General features: G+C 58.3%; 15 protein-coding genes. 4 read left to right on the plus strand and 11 right to left on the minus strand.

Annotated features, from left to right (window positions below; genetic code table 11):
• Positions 1-22: 22 nt before the first annotated feature.
• The 6 genes from AUC60_RS20805 to AUC60_RS20830 form a co-directional block, all read right to left on the minus strand.
• Positions 23-811, minus strand: a complete 789-nt coding sequence (locus AUC60_RS20805; protein ID WP_087272051.1) for an ABC transporter ATP-binding protein — start codon at positions 809-811, stop codon at positions 23-25.
• Entirely contained in the window at positions 808-1,893 is a 1,086-nt protein-coding gene (locus tag AUC60_RS20810) for a FecCD family ABC transporter permease (RefSeq protein WP_087272054.1), read from the minus strand. The genes AUC60_RS20805 and AUC60_RS20810 overlap by 4 nt, the downstream gene beginning before the upstream one ends.
• Before the next feature lie 9 nt (positions 1,894-1,902).
• Complete coding sequence (locus AUC60_RS20815; RefSeq protein WP_087272057.1) at positions 1,903-3,048, minus strand: ABC transporter substrate-binding protein; 1,146 nt, start codon at positions 3,046-3,048, stop codon at positions 1,903-1,905.
• A 318-nt stretch (positions 3,049-3,366) separates the two neighbouring features.
• The gene (locus tag AUC60_RS20820) at positions 3,367-5,163 is read right to left on the minus strand and encodes a methyl-accepting chemotaxis protein (RefSeq protein WP_087272060.1); all 1,797 of its coding nucleotides are present in this window, start codon (positions 5,161-5,163) and stop codon (positions 3,367-3,369) included.
• A 136-nt stretch (positions 5,164-5,299) separates the two neighbouring features.
• On the minus strand, positions 5,300-6,994 hold the full coding sequence (locus tag AUC60_RS20825) for a sensor domain-containing diguanylate cyclase (protein ID WP_087272063.1): 1,695 nt from the start codon (positions 6,992-6,994) through the stop codon (positions 5,300-5,302).
• A 97-nt stretch (positions 6,995-7,091) separates the two neighbouring features.
• Positions 7,092-7,520, minus strand: coding sequence for an NUDIX hydrolase (locus AUC60_RS20830; protein ID WP_087272066.1), 429 nt, complete (start codon positions 7,518-7,520; stop codon positions 7,092-7,094).
• A 483-nt stretch (positions 7,521-8,003) separates the two neighbouring features.
• Between AUC60_RS20830 and AUC60_RS20835 the strand changes: the two genes are divergently transcribed.
• From AUC60_RS20835 to AUC60_RS20850, 4 genes are all read left to right on the plus strand, one after another.
• Complete coding sequence (locus AUC60_RS20835) at positions 8,004-8,567, plus strand: TRAP transporter small permease (RefSeq protein ID WP_087272069.1); 564 nt, start codon at positions 8,004-8,006, stop codon at positions 8,565-8,567.
• The gene (locus AUC60_RS20840; RefSeq protein ID WP_087272072.1) at positions 8,564-9,844 is read left to right on the plus strand and encodes a TRAP transporter large permease subunit; all 1,281 of its coding nucleotides are present in this window, start codon (positions 8,564-8,566) and stop codon (positions 9,842-9,844) included. Before AUC60_RS20835 ends, AUC60_RS20840 begins: the two co-directional genes overlap by 4 nt.
• 52 nt (positions 9,845-9,896) lie before the next feature.
• Complete coding sequence (locus tag AUC60_RS20845) at positions 9,897-10,922, plus strand: TRAP transporter substrate-binding protein (RefSeq protein ID WP_087272075.1); 1,026 nt, start codon at positions 9,897-9,899, stop codon at positions 10,920-10,922.
• A gap of 174 nt (positions 10,923-11,096) precedes the next feature.
• Positions 11,097-12,350, plus strand: a complete 1,254-nt coding sequence (locus tag AUC60_RS20850; RefSeq protein ID WP_087272078.1) for an OprD family porin — start codon at positions 11,097-11,099, stop codon at positions 12,348-12,350.
• A gap of 140 nt (positions 12,351-12,490) precedes the next feature.
• Here AUC60_RS20850 and AUC60_RS20855 read toward each other — a convergent pair whose 3' ends face one another.
• Genes AUC60_RS20855 through AUC60_RS20875 form a run of 5 tightly spaced genes read right to left on the minus strand, consistent with a single transcriptional unit; the run spans position 12,491 to position 19,677 of the window.
• Positions 12,491-13,354: an alpha-amylase family protein gene (locus AUC60_RS20855; protein ID WP_405624442.1), complete on the minus strand. Its 864-nt coding sequence runs from the start codon at positions 13,352-13,354 to the stop codon at positions 12,491-12,493.
• Positions 13,351-14,295 (minus strand): alginate O-acetyltransferase AlgX-related protein, encoded by a 945-nt coding sequence (locus AUC60_RS20860; protein WP_238599611.1) that lies wholly within the window; start codon positions 14,293-14,295, stop codon positions 13,351-13,353. The genes AUC60_RS20855 and AUC60_RS20860 overlap by 4 nt, the downstream gene beginning before the upstream one ends.
• Before the next feature lie 41 nt (positions 14,296-14,336).
• Positions 14,337-14,990 carry an alginate O-acetyltransferase AlgF gene (locus AUC60_RS20865; protein WP_087272083.1) on the minus strand — a complete coding sequence of 218 codons (654 nt, stop codon included), beginning with the start codon at positions 14,988-14,990 and terminating at the stop codon, positions 14,337-14,339.
• Positions 14,991-14,998: 8 nt separating this feature from the next.
• Positions 14,999-17,566, minus strand: a complete 2,568-nt coding sequence (locus AUC60_RS20870; RefSeq protein ID WP_087272087.1) for an NfrA family protein — start codon at positions 17,564-17,566, stop codon at positions 14,999-15,001.
• On the minus strand, positions 17,563-19,677 hold the full coding sequence (locus tag AUC60_RS20875; protein ID WP_087272090.1) for a glycosyl transferase family protein: 2,115 nt from the start codon (positions 19,675-19,677) through the stop codon (positions 17,563-17,565). The genes AUC60_RS20870 and AUC60_RS20875 overlap by 4 nt, the downstream gene beginning before the upstream one ends.
• Positions 19,678-19,684: the final 7 nt, after the last annotated feature.

Below are 19,684 nucleotides of genomic sequence, written 5' to 3' on the forward strand. Positions count from 1 at the left end.
CCAACAGATGCAGAGTTGTATGTCAGCTCGCCGCTTTAAGCACAGACACCGGATAAATCGCCGTAAACGCCCCGTCGTCGACACTGATCGCCCGGCAATCCACGCCGTAAACGTGGGCAAGGTTTTCCGGAGTCAATGTGTTGCGCGTCGGGCCGCTGCAGTGCACGTGGCCGTGATGCAGCATCAGCGTGTCGTCGGCATAACGGCTGGCCAGATTCATGTCGTGGAAGATCGCCAGCGTGACGATGTTTTCCTTGCGGGTATAGGCGCTGACCGCATCAAGAATCTGCAATTGATTGGCCAGATCCAGTGCCGAAGTCGGCTCGTCGAGCAACAACAGGCGCGGGCTGCGCACCAGTGCCAGTGCCAGGGAAATCATCTGTCGCTCACCACCGGATAACTGCCCCGGCTGACATTCGGCAAAACGCTGCAAACCGAGCAGTTCGAGCATTTCACTGGCCTTGCGCTGGGCATCCTTGCCAGTTGCCCAACCGCGTGCGCTGCCGTGCTGAGCGAGCAACAGCAGTTCGTAGGTGGACAGTCTCACGTCCAGGTGCGCCAGATCCTGAGCGACATAGCCGATCAATTTAGCCCGGATCGCGGGAGATGAACTCAGCAGGTCGATACCGTCGATGGTGGCTGAACCGTGAGCCTTGGTCAGCCCGCACAGGCCTTTCATGAACGTTGATTTGCCGGCGCCGTTGGCACCCAGCAGTGCCAGCGTACGACCTGCTTCGGCTTTTACGGCGAGCCCGTCGAGGATGGTCCTGCCGTGGATCGTGACGCGATAGTCAGCAGTAGCGAAGCTCATCGGGATGTCAGTCTCCGGTCGCGCAGGATAAGAATGATGAAGAACGGCAAACCGATGAGCGAGGTCACCATGCCGATGGGTAGCACGGCGCCCGGCACGATCAACTTGCTGGCCAGCGAGGCGAGGGTGACGAAGATGATCCCGCAGGCAATCGTCACGCCGATGGTGAAGCGTTGATCTTCACCCACCAGCAGGCGAGCAACATGAGGCGCTACCAGACCGACAAAGCCGATGATGCCGACCACCGACGTCACAGCACCAGCGAGCAAGGCCGCCAGCATCAGCATCACGGTGCGTATACGGCGCACCGGAATGCCTAACACCGCCGCCTGTTCGCCGAAGCTGCGCAATGCCGTCAGTGCCCAGGCTTGAACCAGCACCACGGGAATCGCAATCGCCGCGATGATCGCGCACAGCGTGACCTTGTTCCAGGTCGCATGCAACAGCGAACCCATCAGCCAGAACACAATGCTTTGCAACTGGTCGACACTGGCCACGTATTGCACCAGACCCAGCAGCGAGCTAAACACGAAGTGCACGGCGATGCCCAGCAGGGTGATCGCTTGCAAGCCGACATGGCCGCGGGTCAGCAGGAGGATGATGCCCACCGTCAGCAAAGAAAACAGAAAGGCATTGCCCGTCACCAGCAGGTCGGCACCAAACCCCGGCAAGGCATTGCCCAGGGAAAAGTTGAATGCCAGCGCCAGTGACGCGCCAAACCCTGCTGCCGAGGAGATCCCCAGCGTGAAAGGTTCGGCCAGCGGATTATCGAGTACCGTCTGCATCATCAACCCGGCCAGCGCCAGACAGGTGCCCGCGAGCACCGCCATCAGCGTCATGGGCATGCGCAGCTCCCACAGGATGACTCGCGTGCTGGCGTCGACGCTGTCGGGCTGCAACAACCCGCTCATGGCCTGGCCAAACGTTAGTGTCCCCGAGCCGACGATCAGGTCGGCAATGAAAGCCACCACCGCGATCACCAGGAGGCTGATCAGCAAGACCGTGCGTTTCCACACGGTGTGGGTGTAGCGAGTCTGATAGCTGCTGGCGTCAGATGAAGCGTTACCGATAGAGGTCGTCATGGTTGCGGGTCATTTACCGGTCGCTGGTGCAGGCGCGTACAGAATTGCAGGTACTGCCTTGATGCCGGTCAGGGCGAACAGCGCCTTGAGGCTGGCATCGGCGTCGAGCTGTTTGGCGCTGTCCGGGTAGAAAGCCTGACTCAGGTTTTCTACCGCCAGAATGTTCCAGCTGCTGGCGTAAAACTGGTGGTAAACGCCGTAGACGCGACCGTTCTGGCTGGCCCTGAGCTGAGCAAAACCAGGGCGTTGTTCCAGCAGCTTCAACTGGCGCTGGATGGCGTCAAGCTTGACACTTTCACCGAAGCCAAATGGTGGCGAAACCGATGTGTTGCCCGGGAACTGGGTGCCGGTCATGACATACACATCAGGTTGCTTGCCCAGTACGGTTTCCAGCGTGACATCGCCAGTTGCGCCCGGCAGCAGTTGCGAACCCAGGTTCACCCCGCCGGCAGCCTGTACCAGCTTGCCCCAGTACACATCGCCATGGGTGAAGCAGCAGGCGGATGCGCCGCCCTGGCCCGCTTTGGCTTCAACGAATACCAAAGGCTTTTTGTTGCGCTCTTTGGTAATGGCTTCAACTTTTGCCAGTCGGGATTTGTAGAAATCGATATAGGCTTTGGCTTCTTCTTCGCGGTTCAGTACCTGACCGAGCAAGGTCACAGTCTTCTGGCTATTGACCACCGGCTCCAGGTCGCTGTCGACGAACAGGACGGGAATCTTCAGTGCGGCCAGCTTCTGCGCTACGCCTGCGTTTTCCAGCGAAGCACGGGCGCGGGTCTGGAACACCAACAGGTCCGGGCGGGCTGCGACGACTGCTTCAAGGTTGAGATCACCGTCGTCACCGAACTTCATGTCGGTGGCCTGATTGGCGGTTTTCGGCCACTGGTTCTCGAAGACTTTCCAGGTGTTGGGATCGGAGCGCTTGATGATGTTGTTCCACGCAACGATACGCTGGAACGGATCGGCGCGGTCCAGCAGGGCGAGGGTGAACAGGTCACGGCCGTCCTGCAGAACGATGCGTTTGGGTTCGGCGGGGATTTCAACCTGGCGGTTGGCAACGTCGGTGACAGTGACTGGATAGGTGGTTGCGAAGGCCAGGGTCTGACCGGCTAGCAGCAGGCTGACACCGGCTGCGAGATGTTTGAACAGGCGCATTGAATTACCCATACCGAGAGGTGAGGACGAATCGGCCGCAGGCAGCACGACATATCCGCCGTAAAAAAGTGCGCACAGGGTAACGGAATTGTTCTCATTCGTCAGGTTTTAGCATTCACACCGGGCAAGGTGCCTCTGACAATTTGAAATGTCATTGTGAGAGCCGAGATTGGCCTGGGGATTGAATTGCATTTTCTGTAGGAGCTGCCGAAGGCTGCGAAGCATTTCTCCTGATTACGCCGCGATCGCAGCCTTCGGCAGCTCCTACAACATCAATATCTGGGTTTCAGGCAATTTGGTTAGCCTGCAGCCCTTCAATCACTCTGCCAACAACACCGCCGCATCAAAGCCCATCCGCAGGTTGCCCCAATGGCGACCGTCGAAGAAGAACGGCACATCGATCTCGGTCATGATTTCACCGGTGTCGCGCAGGTAAGTCTGGAGCAGGAAACGCTGCGTGTTGCCCGCCGCGCGCAGGCCGATCGGGTCGGAGAACATGCGTTTGTTGCGGCACACCGGCAGGTCGATCGCGCGATCGCCGGTCGGTTGTTTCGATACCCAGCTGTTGTTCACCGGGCAATAGCCTTTGCTGTCGACGATAAACGATACCTTGCCGCCTTTTGTACCCTTGGTCAGCTTGTCGCATTCTTCCTGGCAGACCTGGGCGAAGCGTTCGGTGTAGCTGGTCAGGTACTGTTTGGGGTCGGTACCGGGGATCAGTTTGTAATTTTGATCGAACAGATTCAGTCCGCTGCGGTGCAGTTCGGCGAGGCGCTCCTGCAGAATGTCGCGGCAGTGGCTGGCGCGGGTAATGGCTGCGTCCAGCGCGCCATGCCCCAGGACAAACTTGCCAAGCATGGTTTGCACGCGCTCGGCGACTCCTGAGAGGTCGCGGGTCGCAGTTGCCGAGTGCTGCATGCGCTGATCAATGGACTGGCTGTCGGCATAAATCTGGGTGACCCGATCGTTGATGCCGTTGTTGCTTTCAGCGAACTGCAGGATGTGTTCGGCAATGTCGGCGAGCTTGCCATTGGTGGACTCAAAGTCGCCGATCATGCTTTCGAAGTGGCCGGAAGCGCGCTCGACGACTTTTTGCGTTTCACGTGCGCTGTGGCTGATTTGCGTGGTCTGCTCGTGAGTAGAGCTGACTTCCCTGAGCATCGCATCGATGTTTTGTGAAATGTCGTCGGTGGCCTTGCTGACGTTCTGCGCCAGCGTGCGGACTTCGTCAGCCACCACCGCGAAGCCTCGGCCGCTTTCCCCGGCGCGCGCCGCTTCGATGGCAGCATTGAGCGCCAGCAGGTTGGTTTGCGAGGAAATCTGCTGGATCAGACCCACGATGGATTTGATGCTCGACGAGCGCTGATTGAGCGCCGAGACCAGCGTGCCGAATTCGTTGAGGCTGGAGGAGATTTCGCTGATGTTGCCGGTCACTTCCAGAAGCTCGGCATAGGAGTCGCGTGCCATGCTCAGGTTTTGCGCGGTGGTGCTGGAAATGCCTTGGGTTTGCTGGGAAACCTCTTGAATGTTACCCACGGCCATATTGCTCTGGTCCATCACTTCCTTGGCGAAGCGTGCCTGATGGGTGGCGCTGTCGCTGGAGTCGCTGATGTTCTTCAGGGAGCGTGCCGATTCAACAGCGATGTGCACGGTCAGGGCTTGTACGTTGCTGATGATTTCCCGTTGTTTACCCAGAAACCGGTTGCAGGTGCTGGCCAGTACGCGGATCTCGTCGTGGGTCAGTAACGGCAAGTCTTTGGACAGGTCGCCTTCACCATTGGCAATCTCCGCCAGGGCGTTGGTCATGTGCGTAACCGGGCGAACGATCAGATGGCGAAAATACCAGACCAGAAAGCTGACCATGAACAGCGTAAACAGCGTGCTGAACAAAATGGCGTTGCTAAGCCCGTTCAGGCTGCCTTCAATCTGGCCGAGCAGGGCAGTATCCAGTTGTGCGCCACGCAATTGCTGAACGATGTCGGCACGAATGCTCAAGGCGATCCAGTACAGCAACGCACTGACGGCAACCAGCAGAAAAAGGCTTGAGAGCTTTTTAGTCAGCGAATCGAAAAACTGCATTTCGATGGATTCATACAATGCCTTGAACATCCGCATGCCGCTGCTCCTAGAGGTATTTATTTATTCTTTGATAGGTAATCGTCGACCGCAGACGGCAAAGCTTTAACCTGACCTGTCGCCCCATACTGCAAAGAGGCCCGATCACGCACATTCATCGGTCTGATCGATGTTCTTATATCTGCACGGTAATCTTGCTTGCTACACGGTTACGGCCTGATGCCTTTGCGTAGTACAGCTGTTGATCAGCGCGTTTTATCAGTGCAGTTGTATTGGCATCTGCGGAGTCGGCCAGGCCAATACCGATGCTCACGGTCACTTGCCCAACCAGATCAAAGGTCGCATCGGCAACGGCTTTGCGAATCCGCTCGGCAACAACTTCCGGGCTTTCCGCGCCTTCTGGCTCCAGCAACAGAACGGCGAACTCTTCACCGCCATAGCGAGCCACAAAGTCAGTGGAGCGGACGTTTTCCTGAATCAACTGAGCCAGTTGGTGCAGCACGTCGTCGCCGGTGGCATGGCCGTAGGTGTCGTTGACGTGTTTGAAGTGGTCAGCATCAATGAACAACAGGGCGAAGGGTCGACCGGAACGCTCAAACAGTTGATTGCATTCGGCGAGCTTTTCATCGAAACGGCGGCGGTTGTAGACCCCGGTCAAAGCGTCATGGGTCGCCATTTTCAACAGGTCGGCATTGGCTTGGGTGAGGGCGGCGGTCCGCTGCTCGACAGTCGCTTCAAGGGACGCATTGGTGTCCTGCAGTTCGCGTTCCTTGTCCAGCAACGACTCGGTCATGCTCTGGATGGACTGGCCTAGCTGGGCGATCTCCCGTACCGAATGCACCTGTGGAAAGTCGGCGCCGGGCTGTTTTGCTTGAACCTGTTTAGCGGCCTTGGCCAGTTGCTCAATGGGGCGGCTCATGTACTGCGCCAGGTAATAAGCCACCAGACCAAATGCCAGCGCTGCGGCGACCCCCAGTATCAACAGCTTATAAAGCAGAATCCGCGCAGGCTGTAGCGCCGTCTCAAGAGGCTGGCGAACCACGATGTACCAGGACAGTTTGGCTGACTGAGGCGTCGGCACCTTCAATATGCTGGACAGGTAGTCAGCGTCTTCTGACCATTCTGGTGCGTCAGCGGCTTTCTGATTAGGGGAGGGTTGCTGTGCGGCGAGCAGTTCGGGGCGCATTTGCCCGACCATCTGTTGTGGATACAGCACCGCACCATCGCCATTGATGATCATGACCTCAAGGTCAGCAGTCACGCCTTCACGCAGAATGGCCGACTCGACAATCCGGGTCATCCAGTTCCAGTGCACATGGGCGCTCAACACCCCGACCACCGTTCCGTCGGTAGTGCGTATCGGTGCAGCGAAGTCGATGAAGCGCAGCAGTTCACCACTGGCATTGGCAGGCAGGAGTTTGGCCAGCAACACCGCTTCGTGCGGGTCGCCGGTGTACGGTCCCTGTAGTCCGGCTTTGAACCAGGGACGCTCCAGCACGGATTGATTGACCAGCAGGCCTTGCACCGCTTGGCGAACTTTGCCTTGGGTGTCAGCAACCCCCATCCAGGCGTACTCGGAGTGGGACTGGGTGCGCAGTTCCATCGAGGGCAAGATATCCGGGTCATCCAGGTTGCCGCGCACCAGATGTGGCTCACGGCTGAGCAGGAAGATCTCCAGTTGACGCTCACGCAACTGGGTTCCCAGCATTGTAGAGGCTGACTTGGCGGTGCTCAGCAGCGCGTTGCCACTGGCCTGTTTGATTTGTTCGGTAGCGATATGCCCGACATAGAAACCCACGCTCAGCAGGGCGAGCAGCGACAGTCCGGCGAACCAGAGTGTCAGGTGGCTGCGCAGGCTGGCTATAATCATGGGTGATATCTGGCTATATGGAATCACGGCATGTTATTCCCAAGTCGGATCAGCCGCTAGTAGCGCGTGAACAACGTGCCAGTCATTTATGGCAACACTAGAGAGTGTTGCTCTCCAGGTATTCCTGTAACCGATGCTGGAAATGCTTAATAGCTGACGTATTCGCCAGAAAAGCCTCTATCGTGGTAACCGCCCAGCGCTGGCCTTCATTGCCGAAGCTGATGTTGGCGAAGGTTGCGGGCGGAACCTGTGCCACGAAGAACCAGGTATCGAGGCCGCCCATCCCCTGGCCCGGATACACTTGGGTCCAGACAACAGTGTCGGGGCTGATGGTCAACCCAAACTCTTCCCAGGTCTCGCGTAAAGCGCACTCCAGCGGCGTCTCTTTTCCCTCGCGGCCTCCGCCAGGAAGGTCCCATAAACCGGGCCATGGAATAGAAGGTTTGTCATCGCGCAGATAGCTCAGCAGCATGCCTTCGCAAAGAAGCGCGATCTTGGCGCCTGAAAACGGAGCAACGCTGGGCATGTGTGTCACCTGTCGCAGAAGAGGGAATAGGACCGTATTGCTCGGGTCGAGTTGAAAAAATAATCGATAATCGCACGCTTTTGAATTCCCGGAATGGCTCTGCCAATAAAGATTTATTGATGGTTTTCGGCGAATTTATATTTCATTAGGGCTAGTTTCGAAGGATATAAACGACTTTAGATGCCAGAGGCTCAGGCTTGGCGGCAAATAATCGGTGCTATTGGATATTGACCGAATTAACCAGTTAGTATATTTTCCATGTCATAAACCTTGGCCAGCAGTGCCTCGGAACAATAAAAACAATGGAGACACCCCCATGCGGCCGCAATTGCACGTTCTCGATTCCTTCCCCTGTGCCCGACCAATGACCCGGCAGGCTATGCCCAGCGGCATTTGCATGCGCGCGCGTCACCACGATTCGGACCAGTAAGGGCCAAGTCAGATTAGTCGAGCCGGATTTTGGGTCTCTGCGAGGCAACAATAATGAAAAGAATAGTCGGCCTGTATTTCAAGCTGCTGAAGTTACTGATCGTGCTGTGCATGATTGCCATGCTCGTCCTGGTGTTCGGCAATGTGGTGCTGCGCTACGCCTTCAACTCGGGTATCAGCGTGTCGGAAGAGCTGTCGCGCTGGCTGTTTGTCTGGATGATCTTCCTCGGTTCATTGGTGGCGCTCAAAGAGCGCGCGCACATGGGTTTCGACAGCCTTGTGCGGCGCTTGCCGGCGGGCGGCAAACGGTTCTGTCTGGTGGTCGGCCATGTGCTGATGCTCTACATCTGCTGGTTGGTATTCAGTGGCAGCTGGCAACAAGCGGTCATCAACCTGGACGTGGTCGCGCCTGCATCGGGTCTGTCCATGGCGCTGTTCTACGCTGCGGGGCTGGTGTTTGGTGCCAGTGCTGCGGCGATTCTTCTTTATGAGCTGTATCTGGTGCTGACCGGCAAACTGGCGGATGACGAGTTGGTCATGGTCACCGATAGCGACGCCGCGGAAGAAATCAAACATATCCAGAATCAGCAATCGACCACCGGGAGAACTCATCCATGACGCTGGTTATCTTTCTCGGTTCGTTGATTGGCACCATGGCGCTGGGCATTCCAATCGCGTTCGCCTTGCTGCTGGTCAGCGTTGCATTGATGGTGCAACTCGATCTGTTTGACGCGCAGATCATCGCGCAGAACCTGCTCAACGGCGCTGACAGCTTTCCGTTGATGGCGGTGCCGTTCTTTATGCTGGCCGGCGAAATCATGAACGCTGGCGGTCTGTCCAAACGCATCGTCAACATCGCCATGGCGTTGGTGGGGCACAAGCGCGGTGGTCTGGGGTATGTGGCCATTCTGGCGTCTTGCCTGCTGGCGTCGCTGTCGGGTTCTGCGGTGGCCGATGCCGCCGCGCTTGCGGCGTTACTGGTGCCGATGATGGTTCGCGCCGGGCATAACCGGGCTCACTCGGCGGGCCTGATTGCGGCGGGCGGGATTATCGCGCCGGTGATTCCGCCGAGCATCGGCTTTATCGTCTTTGGTGTGGCGTCGGGTGTGTCGATCTCCAAACTGTTCCTGGCCGGCATCGTGCCCGGTCTGATGCTCGGTGCATCGCTGGCAGTGGCCTGGTGGTTCGTTTCCCGCAAGGAAAATATCGAGCCGCCGCCCAAGCAGAGCGCCAGGCAAATCATGCGCGCGTTGATCGAAGGCCTATGGGCGCTCGGCTTGCCGCTGATCATTGTCTTCGGCCTGAAGTTCGGCATTTTTACGCCGACCGAGGCGGCGGTGGTTGCTGCGGTGTACTCGCTTTTTGTCGCGTTGTTCATCTACAAGGAACTGAAGATCAACCAGCTGTACGACCTGATTCTTTCATCGGCGAAAACCACGTCAGTGGTCATGCTGCTCGTCGCTGCGGCTATGGTCTCGGGGTGGCTGGTAACCATTGCTGAGCTGCCCGAACAACTGGCTGGCGTGCTTGAGCCATTCATGGACAACCAGACGATACTGCTGGTGGTCATCATGCTGCTGGTGATTCTGGTCGGTACGGCCATGGACATGACCCCGACTATTTTGCTGCTGACGCCAGTGCTGATGCCCGCTGTGGTCATGGCCGGTATCGATCCGGTGTATTTCGGCGTGCTGTTCATGATCAATTGCGCCATCGGCCTGATTACCCCGCCCGTAGGCACGGTGCTGAATGTGGTGTGCGGCGTTTCCAAAATCAGCATGGATGAAATCATCCGCGGCGTCTGGCCGTTCATGCTGGCCCAGTTTGTTGTGCTGTTTCTGCTGGTGTTGTTCCCTTCGCTGGTGCTTGTACCGCTGAAGTTTTTCACCGGCTGACGTCGGTGGGCATTTACGTAACTCGACTTCTAAAAACAATATGGAGAGTGACATGCAAAAACTGATGAAAACCCTGCTGGCAGGCGCCTGCGCCACGGGCCTTTTACTGGGCAGCATGGCCAGCCACGCGGCCGAGATTCGTGAACGGACCCTGCGTTTCGCGTTCCAGAACGTGCAGGAACATCCTCAGGGGCAGGGGGCTCAGAAGTTCGCCGACCTGCTGGCCGAGAGCAGCGGCGGCAAGATCAAGGTCAAATTGTTTCCGGGCGGCACGTTGGGCGGTGACGTCGTGACAGTCTCGGCGTTGCAAGGCGGGACGCTGGATCTGACCGTGCTCAACTCCGGCATCCTCGCGGCTCAAGCGCCTGACTTCGCCATGCTGGACTTCCCGTTCCTCTTCAATAATGTCGAAGAGGCACACGCCGTTATCGATGGTCCCGTCGGGCAAAAGCTTGCTGCACAACTGGACAGCAAAGGGCTGGTCAGTCTCGGTTACTGGGACCTGGGGTTCCGTAACGTGACCAACAGCAAGCATCCGATCAACAAGCTGGAAGACATGCAGGGCCTCAAGATCCGCGTGATTCAGTCGCCGATCTATCTGGACACCTTCAATGCGCTGGGCGCCAACCCGGTGGCCATGGCGTTTCCGGAGGTCTACACCGGCCTGGAGCAGGGCGTTATCGACGGTCAGGAAAACCCGCTGACGGTAATCCAGGGCAGCAAGTTTTATGAGGTGCAAAAGTACATCTCAACCACCGGCCACATCTTCAATCCGCAATCTTTCATCATTGGCCAGAAAACCTGGAACAAGCTCAATGATGATGAGAAAAAACTGGTTAAAGACGCCGCGGTTAAGGCCCAGCAGTACCAGCGTGAAGTGACCGCGAGCAGCATGGACAAGGCGCGTGGCTATCTGGAACAGCAGAAAAACGTTGCTGTGAACGATATCTCTGCCGAAGAGAAAGACCGTTTCCGCGAGCGCGTTCAGCCGGTCATCAAAAAGTACTCGGAAAAACTCGATGGCAGTCTGGTGAAATTGATGTACGACGAAATCGCCAAGGTGCGTGCCAAGCAGTAAGTCTTGTTCCGATGGGTCATAAGTTCGCCGTGCTACTCATGACCCACGGCTAGCGCTATCAACAACTCCGTCACGAGATTCCCGTGACGGCTATTAATCGCTTTCCATTGCTGATGCGGGCCTTTACGGCCGCGCATGGAGCTGTTCGTCCAACTGAAAGTGGGGATAACAAAAATGGCTAAATTAAATACCCTTGCAGCGAATGTTCTTGGCTTCACCACGACGGCGCTGGGCCTGTCACTTATTGCGCCGGGGGCTGCCTTGGCCGCCGGTTTTGTCGAGGATGCCAAGGTCAACCTTGGGCTGCGCAACTTCTACATCAATCGCAACTTTGTTGACCCCAGCAACCCGCAGAGCAAGGCGGAGGAGTGGACCCAGAGCTTCATTCTCGATGCCAAGTCCGGCTTTACTCAGGGGGTGGTGGGTTTTGGCGTTGATGTGCTGGGCATGTGGTCGGTCAAGCTCGACGGCGGTGGCGGTACTTACGGCACTGCGCTGTTGCCTCGTCACAGCGACGGCCGTCCGGCAGATGACTTCGGACGCCTGGCGGTGGCGGGTAAAGTGCGAGTCTCCAGGACCGAGTTGAAAGTCGGCGAATGGATGCCAGTATTGCCGATCTTGCGCTCGGATGACGGACGCTCGTTGCCGCAGACCTTCCAAGGCGCGCAAGTGACCTCCAATGAGATCGATGGGCTGACCCTCTACGGCGGCCAGTTTCAGGGCAACAGCCCGCGTAACGACGCCAGCATGGAAGACATGAACTTCGCTGGCGGTGTCTCTGACCGATTCAACTTCGTCGGCGGCGAGTACAAGTTCAACCAGAACCGCACGATGGTGGGGTTGTGGGGCGCGGAACTGAAAGACGTTTATAACCAGCAATACCTGCAGTTGTTACACAGCCAGCCGCTGGGCGACTGGACGCTGGGTGCGAATCTGGGCTTCTTCAAAGGCGGGGAGGACGGTCGGGAGCTGGCGGGTAATCTGGACAACAAGACGTACTCCGGCTTGTTCTCTGCCAAGTATGGCGCGCATGTGTTTTACGTCGGTTTGCAGAAAGTCAGTGGCGACACCTGGATGCGGGTCAACGGCACCAGTGGCGGCACCCTGGCTAACGACAGCTACAACGCTAGCTTTGACAATGCCGAGGAACGCTCATGGCAGGTACGCCACGATTATGACTTCGCCGCACTGGGCATACCCGGCCTGACCCTGATGAACCGCTACATCAGTGGCGACAATGTCAGAACCTCAGCCACCAACGACGGCAAGGAGTGGGCACGCGAAACTGAGCTGGCCTACACCATTCAGAGTGGCGTCCTGAAAAAACTCAACGTGAAGTGGCGCAACTCCACCATGCGGCGGGACTTCAGCAACAACGAGTTCGATGAAAACCGGTTGATCATCAACTACCCGTTGTCGATTTTGTAATTGGGTTGAAACGCTTGCTGTAGGCGTATACGAGCAATGCGAGGTCGCGATGGCGGGGTGTCAGACAACATGCCATCGCGGCCTCGCGTTGCTCGTGCGCTCCTACAGGTTCGGGGTTTATTACCCGAAACGTGCCAGCCTCACTTCAACAGCTGTTTTACCAACTCCGGCGTCACGTAATGTGGACCATCAAACAGGTACAGCGGGTAACCGTCATACGCTGCCAGCTGCGGTTTGAGTTCTTCTGCGGTGGCTGAGCGGAAACCGCCGCCGTATTGCGGCCTGAAGGCTTCGGCGATGATTCGAACGCGATCCTTGCCCAGTCGGTCGCGCATGGCATCGGCATAAGTACGGGCCACCGGAGCGGTGCGGGCATAGACCCCGACGCCGTCCTGAAAGAACACACCGATGTCATCCGGCAGCCACTGCTTGAGCCAGTCAGCCGTGGCAGCGGGGCCGATGTTGGCGCCGTCGTAAACGCTGATCCACAGGGGTCTTGGCAGCTTGGCGAGTAGTGCAGGCAAATCCTTGGCCTTGGTCCAGCTTGGATCGACTTCAGCCGGGAAGTAATACCCCGTAACGTTCAACGGCAAGGACAGCGTGGCAATTTTCTCCGAGAGTCTGGCCAATTGCTCGACATTGTCTCGTGAGCGATTCTCGCTGAAATACCCGGCCAGACCGACGATGACGTCTTTGGCCCAAGGCTCTTTACCGATGCGCGTCCAGTCCGGCATTACTGGTACGCTAGGCAGGCCCGTACCCGGAATGAACGCCTGATCGTCGACCACCGTCCACTGCACCAACAATTCGCGAGCACCCAGTTTGTGCCAGTCGCCCTTGATGCCTACCGTGGCGTTGTCCGGTTGCCAGACCATCCCGACGACTCCGGGTTTCAATGCTTTAACTGCGTTCGTGCTCAACATGGCGATCCCTGTCCCAATCATGGCTGCAAGCAGCAGAGCGGTCAGAGTCGCACGGTTTAAACGTCTACCCATAATCCTCACGGAAGCGCCTGCTTGATGCGCTGATGCCACTGGCTCAACGACACCACGCCTTTGGCGTTCCAGTTCGCCGAAGCATCAGGACCTTGATGGAACTGCCCTTCATTGAACTGCCAGACGATGACTTGAGGTTTTTGCTGAGCAAAATCCGGTGATTGCAGGTATTGCAGCAGGGTGGCCCATGGACCGATATCACCGGGGTTCCAGGTCAGCGTAACGGGACGATCCAGCGCGTTGGACAGCTTTTGAGTGAAACCCAGATAAGGCTGCACAAAGCTGTTGCCGATCACGTGTACCGGCGCCGGAGCATCGTCGATCAGCAGGTCTTTTTCCACCTGATGACGCACTGTATAGATGTCGCGGCCGATAGCTTTGCGTTTGACCGCAGGCAGGAAGTTGCTCGCCAGGTCGCCAAAGGCGCGTTTGTCGAACCATTCACCCAGCACTGCGCCGCCACCTGGCTCGCCTTGCAGCTTGTAGCGCTGGTTGATCAGCCGGGCAGTCGCATCAGCAGTGTTTTCGGCACTCCAGGCAGTCCAGTGATAATCGGCCCGGTAGAACGCAGTCTGATCACCGTGTTCGGTTTGTTGCAGGATAGGTTTGATATCCAGCGTGGTAAGGCCCGCTTTATTCATCGCACCCTGCAATTGATCGTAGCGCTGCGCAACGGCTGGTTTCAGAGGCTGATCAGCGGGCAAGCGCTGAGCATAAAACGGCGCTTTCATGGGCACGACCAGCACAACCAGTGCAATCTTGTTGCGCTCAAGTTGCTGCTGCACATCCTTGATCAGAGCGATGCTGCGAGTGGTACCGGCATTGTCGACTTTGCTGAGGCTTTCCCACGCAGGGAATAGCCAGCCGTCTTTGCCGGTGATCACGGCTGAAGCAGCTTGCACCGTGGTGCTGGAGAGCCCCAGCAATACGGCCGTGATCATCGCGGGCATAAGCAGGCGGCGTCGGAAGAGGGGCACGTTCAGTCGGGCCATCATGGCGCAGTCTGATCAACAAGGCCCACCAGACGCGGAGTCTGGCCCGAGCCGATCAGGAACAGGCTGTAGCGATCACCGGCCTTGAACGGTTCGAGTTTGAACGGCAGGCTGACGCTCTGGCCGCAGCTGGCGATCAGGGTCGCTTGCACTGGATTGATAGTGCGCTGCGCCTGACCCTTGAGCGGCAGTTGGCTGAACACGGTCGAGCCATTGGCCAGTTTGATGTCGGCCTTGTCACACGCGTTGTTCAGGTTGTAGACGTTGAGTTCAGCGCGCAAATCCTTGCCGCGTGCCGGCGGATCAATCACCACGCGCGGTGCAGCGGCGGGGTTGCTGTCGAGGATCAGGGTGACAAAAGCGTTCGCCTGAGCCTTGAGGTCTTTGATCTCGCGGCCATTCACCGTCAGACGCAACGGTTGACGCCCGTCGACAACCTGAAACGGGCTGGCCAGTGCTGACTGGGCAGAAAGATTGAAGCTGGTGCCCTGATCAATGCGAACCTGCATTGTGGTGTCGGTTGGGTTGACCACCCGCACCCAGGCCGAGCCTTCCGGCAATTTGGATTCATACAGTTGAGCAATTTCGGACGCGGCGTGGGCCGTCGTGGCAGCCAGGCTCAAGCCCAGCCACAAACAGATTCGAGGGTACATATCAGTCCTCAGTAAGAGTAAGTCAGTCGGGCAAACACGCCTTTGGCACGGTCATCGCCAGACACTTTCACCCGGTATTGCAGAGAAAAATCCACGTAAGAGCGTGGCGCGTTGTACGCGTCTTCACGGAACCAGTAGCGCACGTTATTACCCACGCCAACGCCAGCAGCGTGCCCCGACGAATAATCATCGCGGCCATCGGATCCGGTTTTGCTGTTCATTTTCGAGTCGTAATCGTAAGCCGCCACAACATGCGGGAAGGTCACCCAGCGCGAGCCAGTACCACCGATGGCGTAGCTGCGGCCGCCTTGCCATTCGCTGTTGAAGTAGTTGCGCGAATCGTTGACGTAATGCCCGGCTTCGGCGAACAGCTGTGAGGTCCACCAGCTTGGTGTGTCGACCCGCAGATCGGTACCGATGCTGGAGCCATAACCCAGGCGAAGCAGCCAGTCGCCGTCGACGTTGGACGAACCGATTGGAAAGGTGCGTTCCGCAGCCGCCATCACGTTCAGCGACGAGAACGGTTTGACCCGCACGCCCAGTGCGCCTTGCAGAGCGTCAAGGCCGGTGTCCGAATCGTTGTTCTTGGCCCACAAGGTGTCGGTGATCCGCCCGTAAAGCTCGACAAAGCGCGCATTGCGATAACCCAGCGGACGCCACGACAGTTCGGTGCTGTTTTGCAGGCTGTCGTTGCTGCTGCCGCCACTTCCACCGTTGCCATTGCTGCCAGTGCTCGGCGCTGAGCTCAAGCCGCTGCTGGAACTGTTGCCGCGATAACTGGTGGTGCTGATCAGGCCCCAGGTGCGCGAGACGTCGGCGACTGCACGTCGGGTATCGAACAGCTGTTGCGCAGGCATGTCCAGTTCACCGGCATTCTGTGCATCGATCACGCGCTTGAAGTAGCCCACCGCCTGCTCATCGTCGTTGACGCGCATGGCGTTGTACGCCGCGTCCTGAGTCGCTGTCGGTGGCAATGGCGCTTCGGCGTCAGCCTTGCGAAACGAGTCATGCGCTGCGTCGTCGTCACCGGCCTGAACCGACAGGTAGGCGACTTGCAGATTGCTCATGCCTTCCAGCTCACCGGCATCACGCGCCTGTTGCAAGCGCTCACGTGCGGTACGGCGTTGCCCGAGCGCAGCGTAAAGACTGGCTTCTTCATAGGTGGGCAAGCTGCCCAGTGCCAGCGCTTGAGTGAAGTCTTTGCGCGCCCCGGAATCATCTCCGGTTTGTTGGCGCAGACGACCGCGTTGAGCCAGCAAACGCGCATCGTCGCCATTGGCGGCAATACCTTGGCTCGCTGCGTCGATCGCCTCTGGCAGGCGCTTTTGTTCAGTCAGCGCACTCACCAGCAAACCGCGGTACGCCGGATTTTGCGGCGCACGACGAATGGCTTCGTTGGCCAGTGCAGCCGCTGAGGCGGCGTCTTTGCGAGCCAGTGCGGCATACGCCTGCACCGCAGTGTCGGTGCCGGCATCTCGTTGGTTGCCTGGCCAGATATCGCAGATCAGGCCGAAGGCGCTTTCCTGGCAGTTCAAGGCCGGGGCAGGGAAGCGCACCGCCGTTTTCAGACCGTTGCTTTTTTGTCGCGCAACCACCTGCGCAGCGGCACGTCGACGGGCGACTTCACCACCTTCGTCAGGCTTGAGTTGCTGCAACTGGTCGAGCGCTTGTTGCGGGTTGCCGTTGGCCAACGCCAGATCGGCCGCAAAGAAGCGAATCTCACGCTCTTCGGAATCCAGCAAGCCGTCAATGGCCAGTGCCTTATTCAGATCAGCCTGTGCCGCCTGGGTTTTGCCCTGACGATCCAGTGCATAGGCGCGCAGCACCCACGGCGCAATTTCACCGTCGTCTTGCGCCAGCGCGCCGGTAGCGGCTTGCTCGGCGGCAGAATAATCCTTTGAGGCGAGCAGGGCGCTGATCAGCAGTTGCTGGTTCGCGCCGATTTCTGGCGCCCAGCCCACGGCCCTGCGAGCCTGATCCACTGCCAGCGGCAGGTTGTCCTGTTCCAGCGCACGATAACCGGCGATGGCCAGCGGTGCTGCAATCTGGCGGCGAATCGCTTCGCGGCGCATCAACAGCGCATCGTCATCCGGGAATACCCGCAGCGCCTCAGTGGTTGCCTGATCGGCCTCGACCAATTGCTGTTGGCGTTGCAGAGACTCGATCAGCAGCAGTCGATAGTCCATGCGCTTTGGCGCCAGGGCGATGGCTTTGCGGGCGGACTGGGCAGCAAGACCGAAATCGTCGCGGTCGTAGGCTTTGAACGCCTGAGCCGCGACGCTGAAGCCAGGAGCGGGCTTCGCTTGCGGATAACGCCGAGGGTTGTCGCGCATGTCCTTGTCGCGTTCCGCCAGTTCGATCAGCCGGTTCAAACGGGTCACGTCGGCACGCTGCCGCAAGGCCTCACGAGCTTTGGCAATCGCCAGGTCGTAGTCCTTGCGATCGTAAGCGCTGTAGGCTTCGTTAGCCGTTTGATAGGCCGGGCCGGTTAACGGCAGCGGCAGCGTTTCGGCCTGACTCAAGGTCGGCAGCAGGGTTGCACTGGCGACCACAAGGCTCAGCAGAGAGCGGTTCATAATGCGGGCTCCGGCTGATAATGGCTGTGCTGACGGGCGACCGCCTGCTCAATGGTTGCGCGAGGCAGTACACCGGTATCCACCAGGTAGTCACCGATACGACCATGTTGCTGTGGTTTGTAATGCAGCATCGCTTTGTTGAACACGTCGCGATCCAGCAAGCCCATTTCGATCAGCAGATCGCCCAGCAGCGGTGCGCTGGCATGCGGCAAGGCGCGATCATCCGGTGCATCAAGCTGACGCAACTGGTTGATGATTTCGCTTTCTCGAGCGATCAACTGCACAGGCTCGCTGCCCAGTTCAGCGCTGACTTGCTCAAGCCCTTCGGCTGACAGTGGGCTGGCCACCGCAATCTGCTGACGGCCCTCAGGACTCAGGCCGACCGGCACGGCGCGCCAGCGCAGGGCAAACTCGTCGGCCAGCGCAGGTTCTGCACGCTCAGCCTTGGCGGCCACATCGAAAACACGCGGCATATCATTCTGAAAGGCAATGGCTTCGGCGAGGGTTTCATCGTCCAGCCAGCCGTTATTGAGCAGAATGCGCCCCAATGGCAGTTGGCGAGTCTGTTGTTCGGCCAGTGCGCTTTGCAGATTGCTGTCGTTGATTGCTTGCCACGACAACAGCACGCTGCCCAGCTTGCGCGGGGCAACCGCTACAAGGTCAGTGGACGGGAAGTCATGCATGGTCTTGTCCCAGACCAGCTTGCGGTTGAGCACCTTACCGACAATGAACATCTTCCAGGCCCGGGAAGCGGCCATGAAATTGACGAAGTTACCGACGACCATCCGTGGAATAGCCAGCAATGCATGCTGCCAGCCATACAGCACGCCGGTGAAGTAGCAGCGATGAACAACGCGCCAGGCCAATGCGATACCGTTGGCCACCAACAGGTATTTGATCCAGCCGTTGGCTTCGAACGGGGTAGGGAAGCTCACATCCCACAGGCCGCTTTGGCGCAGGATGATCAACACCAGCAGTTGCACCAGGATCAGGTAGGCAATGATGCTGACAAACGCCGTGACCACACCTTTGCGGTCACGGAACAGCAAATAACGGTTGGCCAGCGAACCGGTCCAGCCCATCTGCTCCCAGCCTTGCAGGCCGATACCCAGTGTCCAGCGCGCCTTCTGGCGAAATGCAGTGCGGAACGTGTCAGGGAAAAACTCACGCACACACAACGGCATCTTAAGTGTCGATTCGTAAGGCTTCCTGAACCAGGACTTACGCAGCACCCGGTATTCCACCGGGAAACGCACGAAGATCGCGTTCATGCCGACTTTCGACAGACGAGCACCAACATCGTAGTCCTCGGTCAGGCTGTCGGTGTTGAACGGCATGTTCTGGGTTTCCCCGGCCAACACCTGCAACGCACGGTGCGAGAAGCAGGTACCGACACCGGCTGAAGGCACGGTGTCGCTCATGCTTTCGCGCACCACCAGGTCCTTGCCGTGCCATTCGGCGAACTCGTCCATGTAAGTGCCCGCAACCCACTCGTACCAGTTGCGCTCCAGCGAAACCACCGGCAACTGGATCATGTCCTTGCGCGGCAACAGGTAGTTGAACAGACGCAATTCCAGCGGGTGCAGCACGTCTTCACTGTCATGCAGGACCACACCGGCGAACGTCATACCGTGGGTTTTCTCATGAAGGAAGATCGCCTGAATCACCCAGTTCAAGCAGTCAGCCTTGCAGGTCGGCCCGTCATGCGGGACTTCTACACGGTGCAACTGCTTGTAGCGGCGACGCATGCGTTCGACTTCGTCGATGGTGCGCTGATCGTTGATGTAGGTGCCGACGAAAACCACATAGTTCTGGTAGTCCAGCGTCGACACCATGTTCTCGATCATCGGTGCGATGACGTCGTATTCCAGCCACGCCGGGACCATGATCGCCAAGGGCTGCTCGTCCCTGGCGACCAATTGCTCTGCGGTCAGCGGCCGGTATTTGCGTCCGGCGGTGAAACTGCGGAATATCCGGCGCGACCAGTACCACAGGTCGATGAACAAGTCGTCCAGGCTGGAAATCAGGATCAGCACCGCGATCACGATGGTCGCGACTTCCAGGACGCTGTAGTAATGGGCCAGCCAATAAGGCCAATAAAGCGACGTCATCTCAGGT

The sequence above is a fragment of the Pseudomonas caspiana genome (assembly GCF_002158995.1).
Taxonomy (GTDB): domain Bacteria; phylum Pseudomonadota; class Gammaproteobacteria; order Pseudomonadales; family Pseudomonadaceae; genus Aquipseudomonas; species Aquipseudomonas caspiana.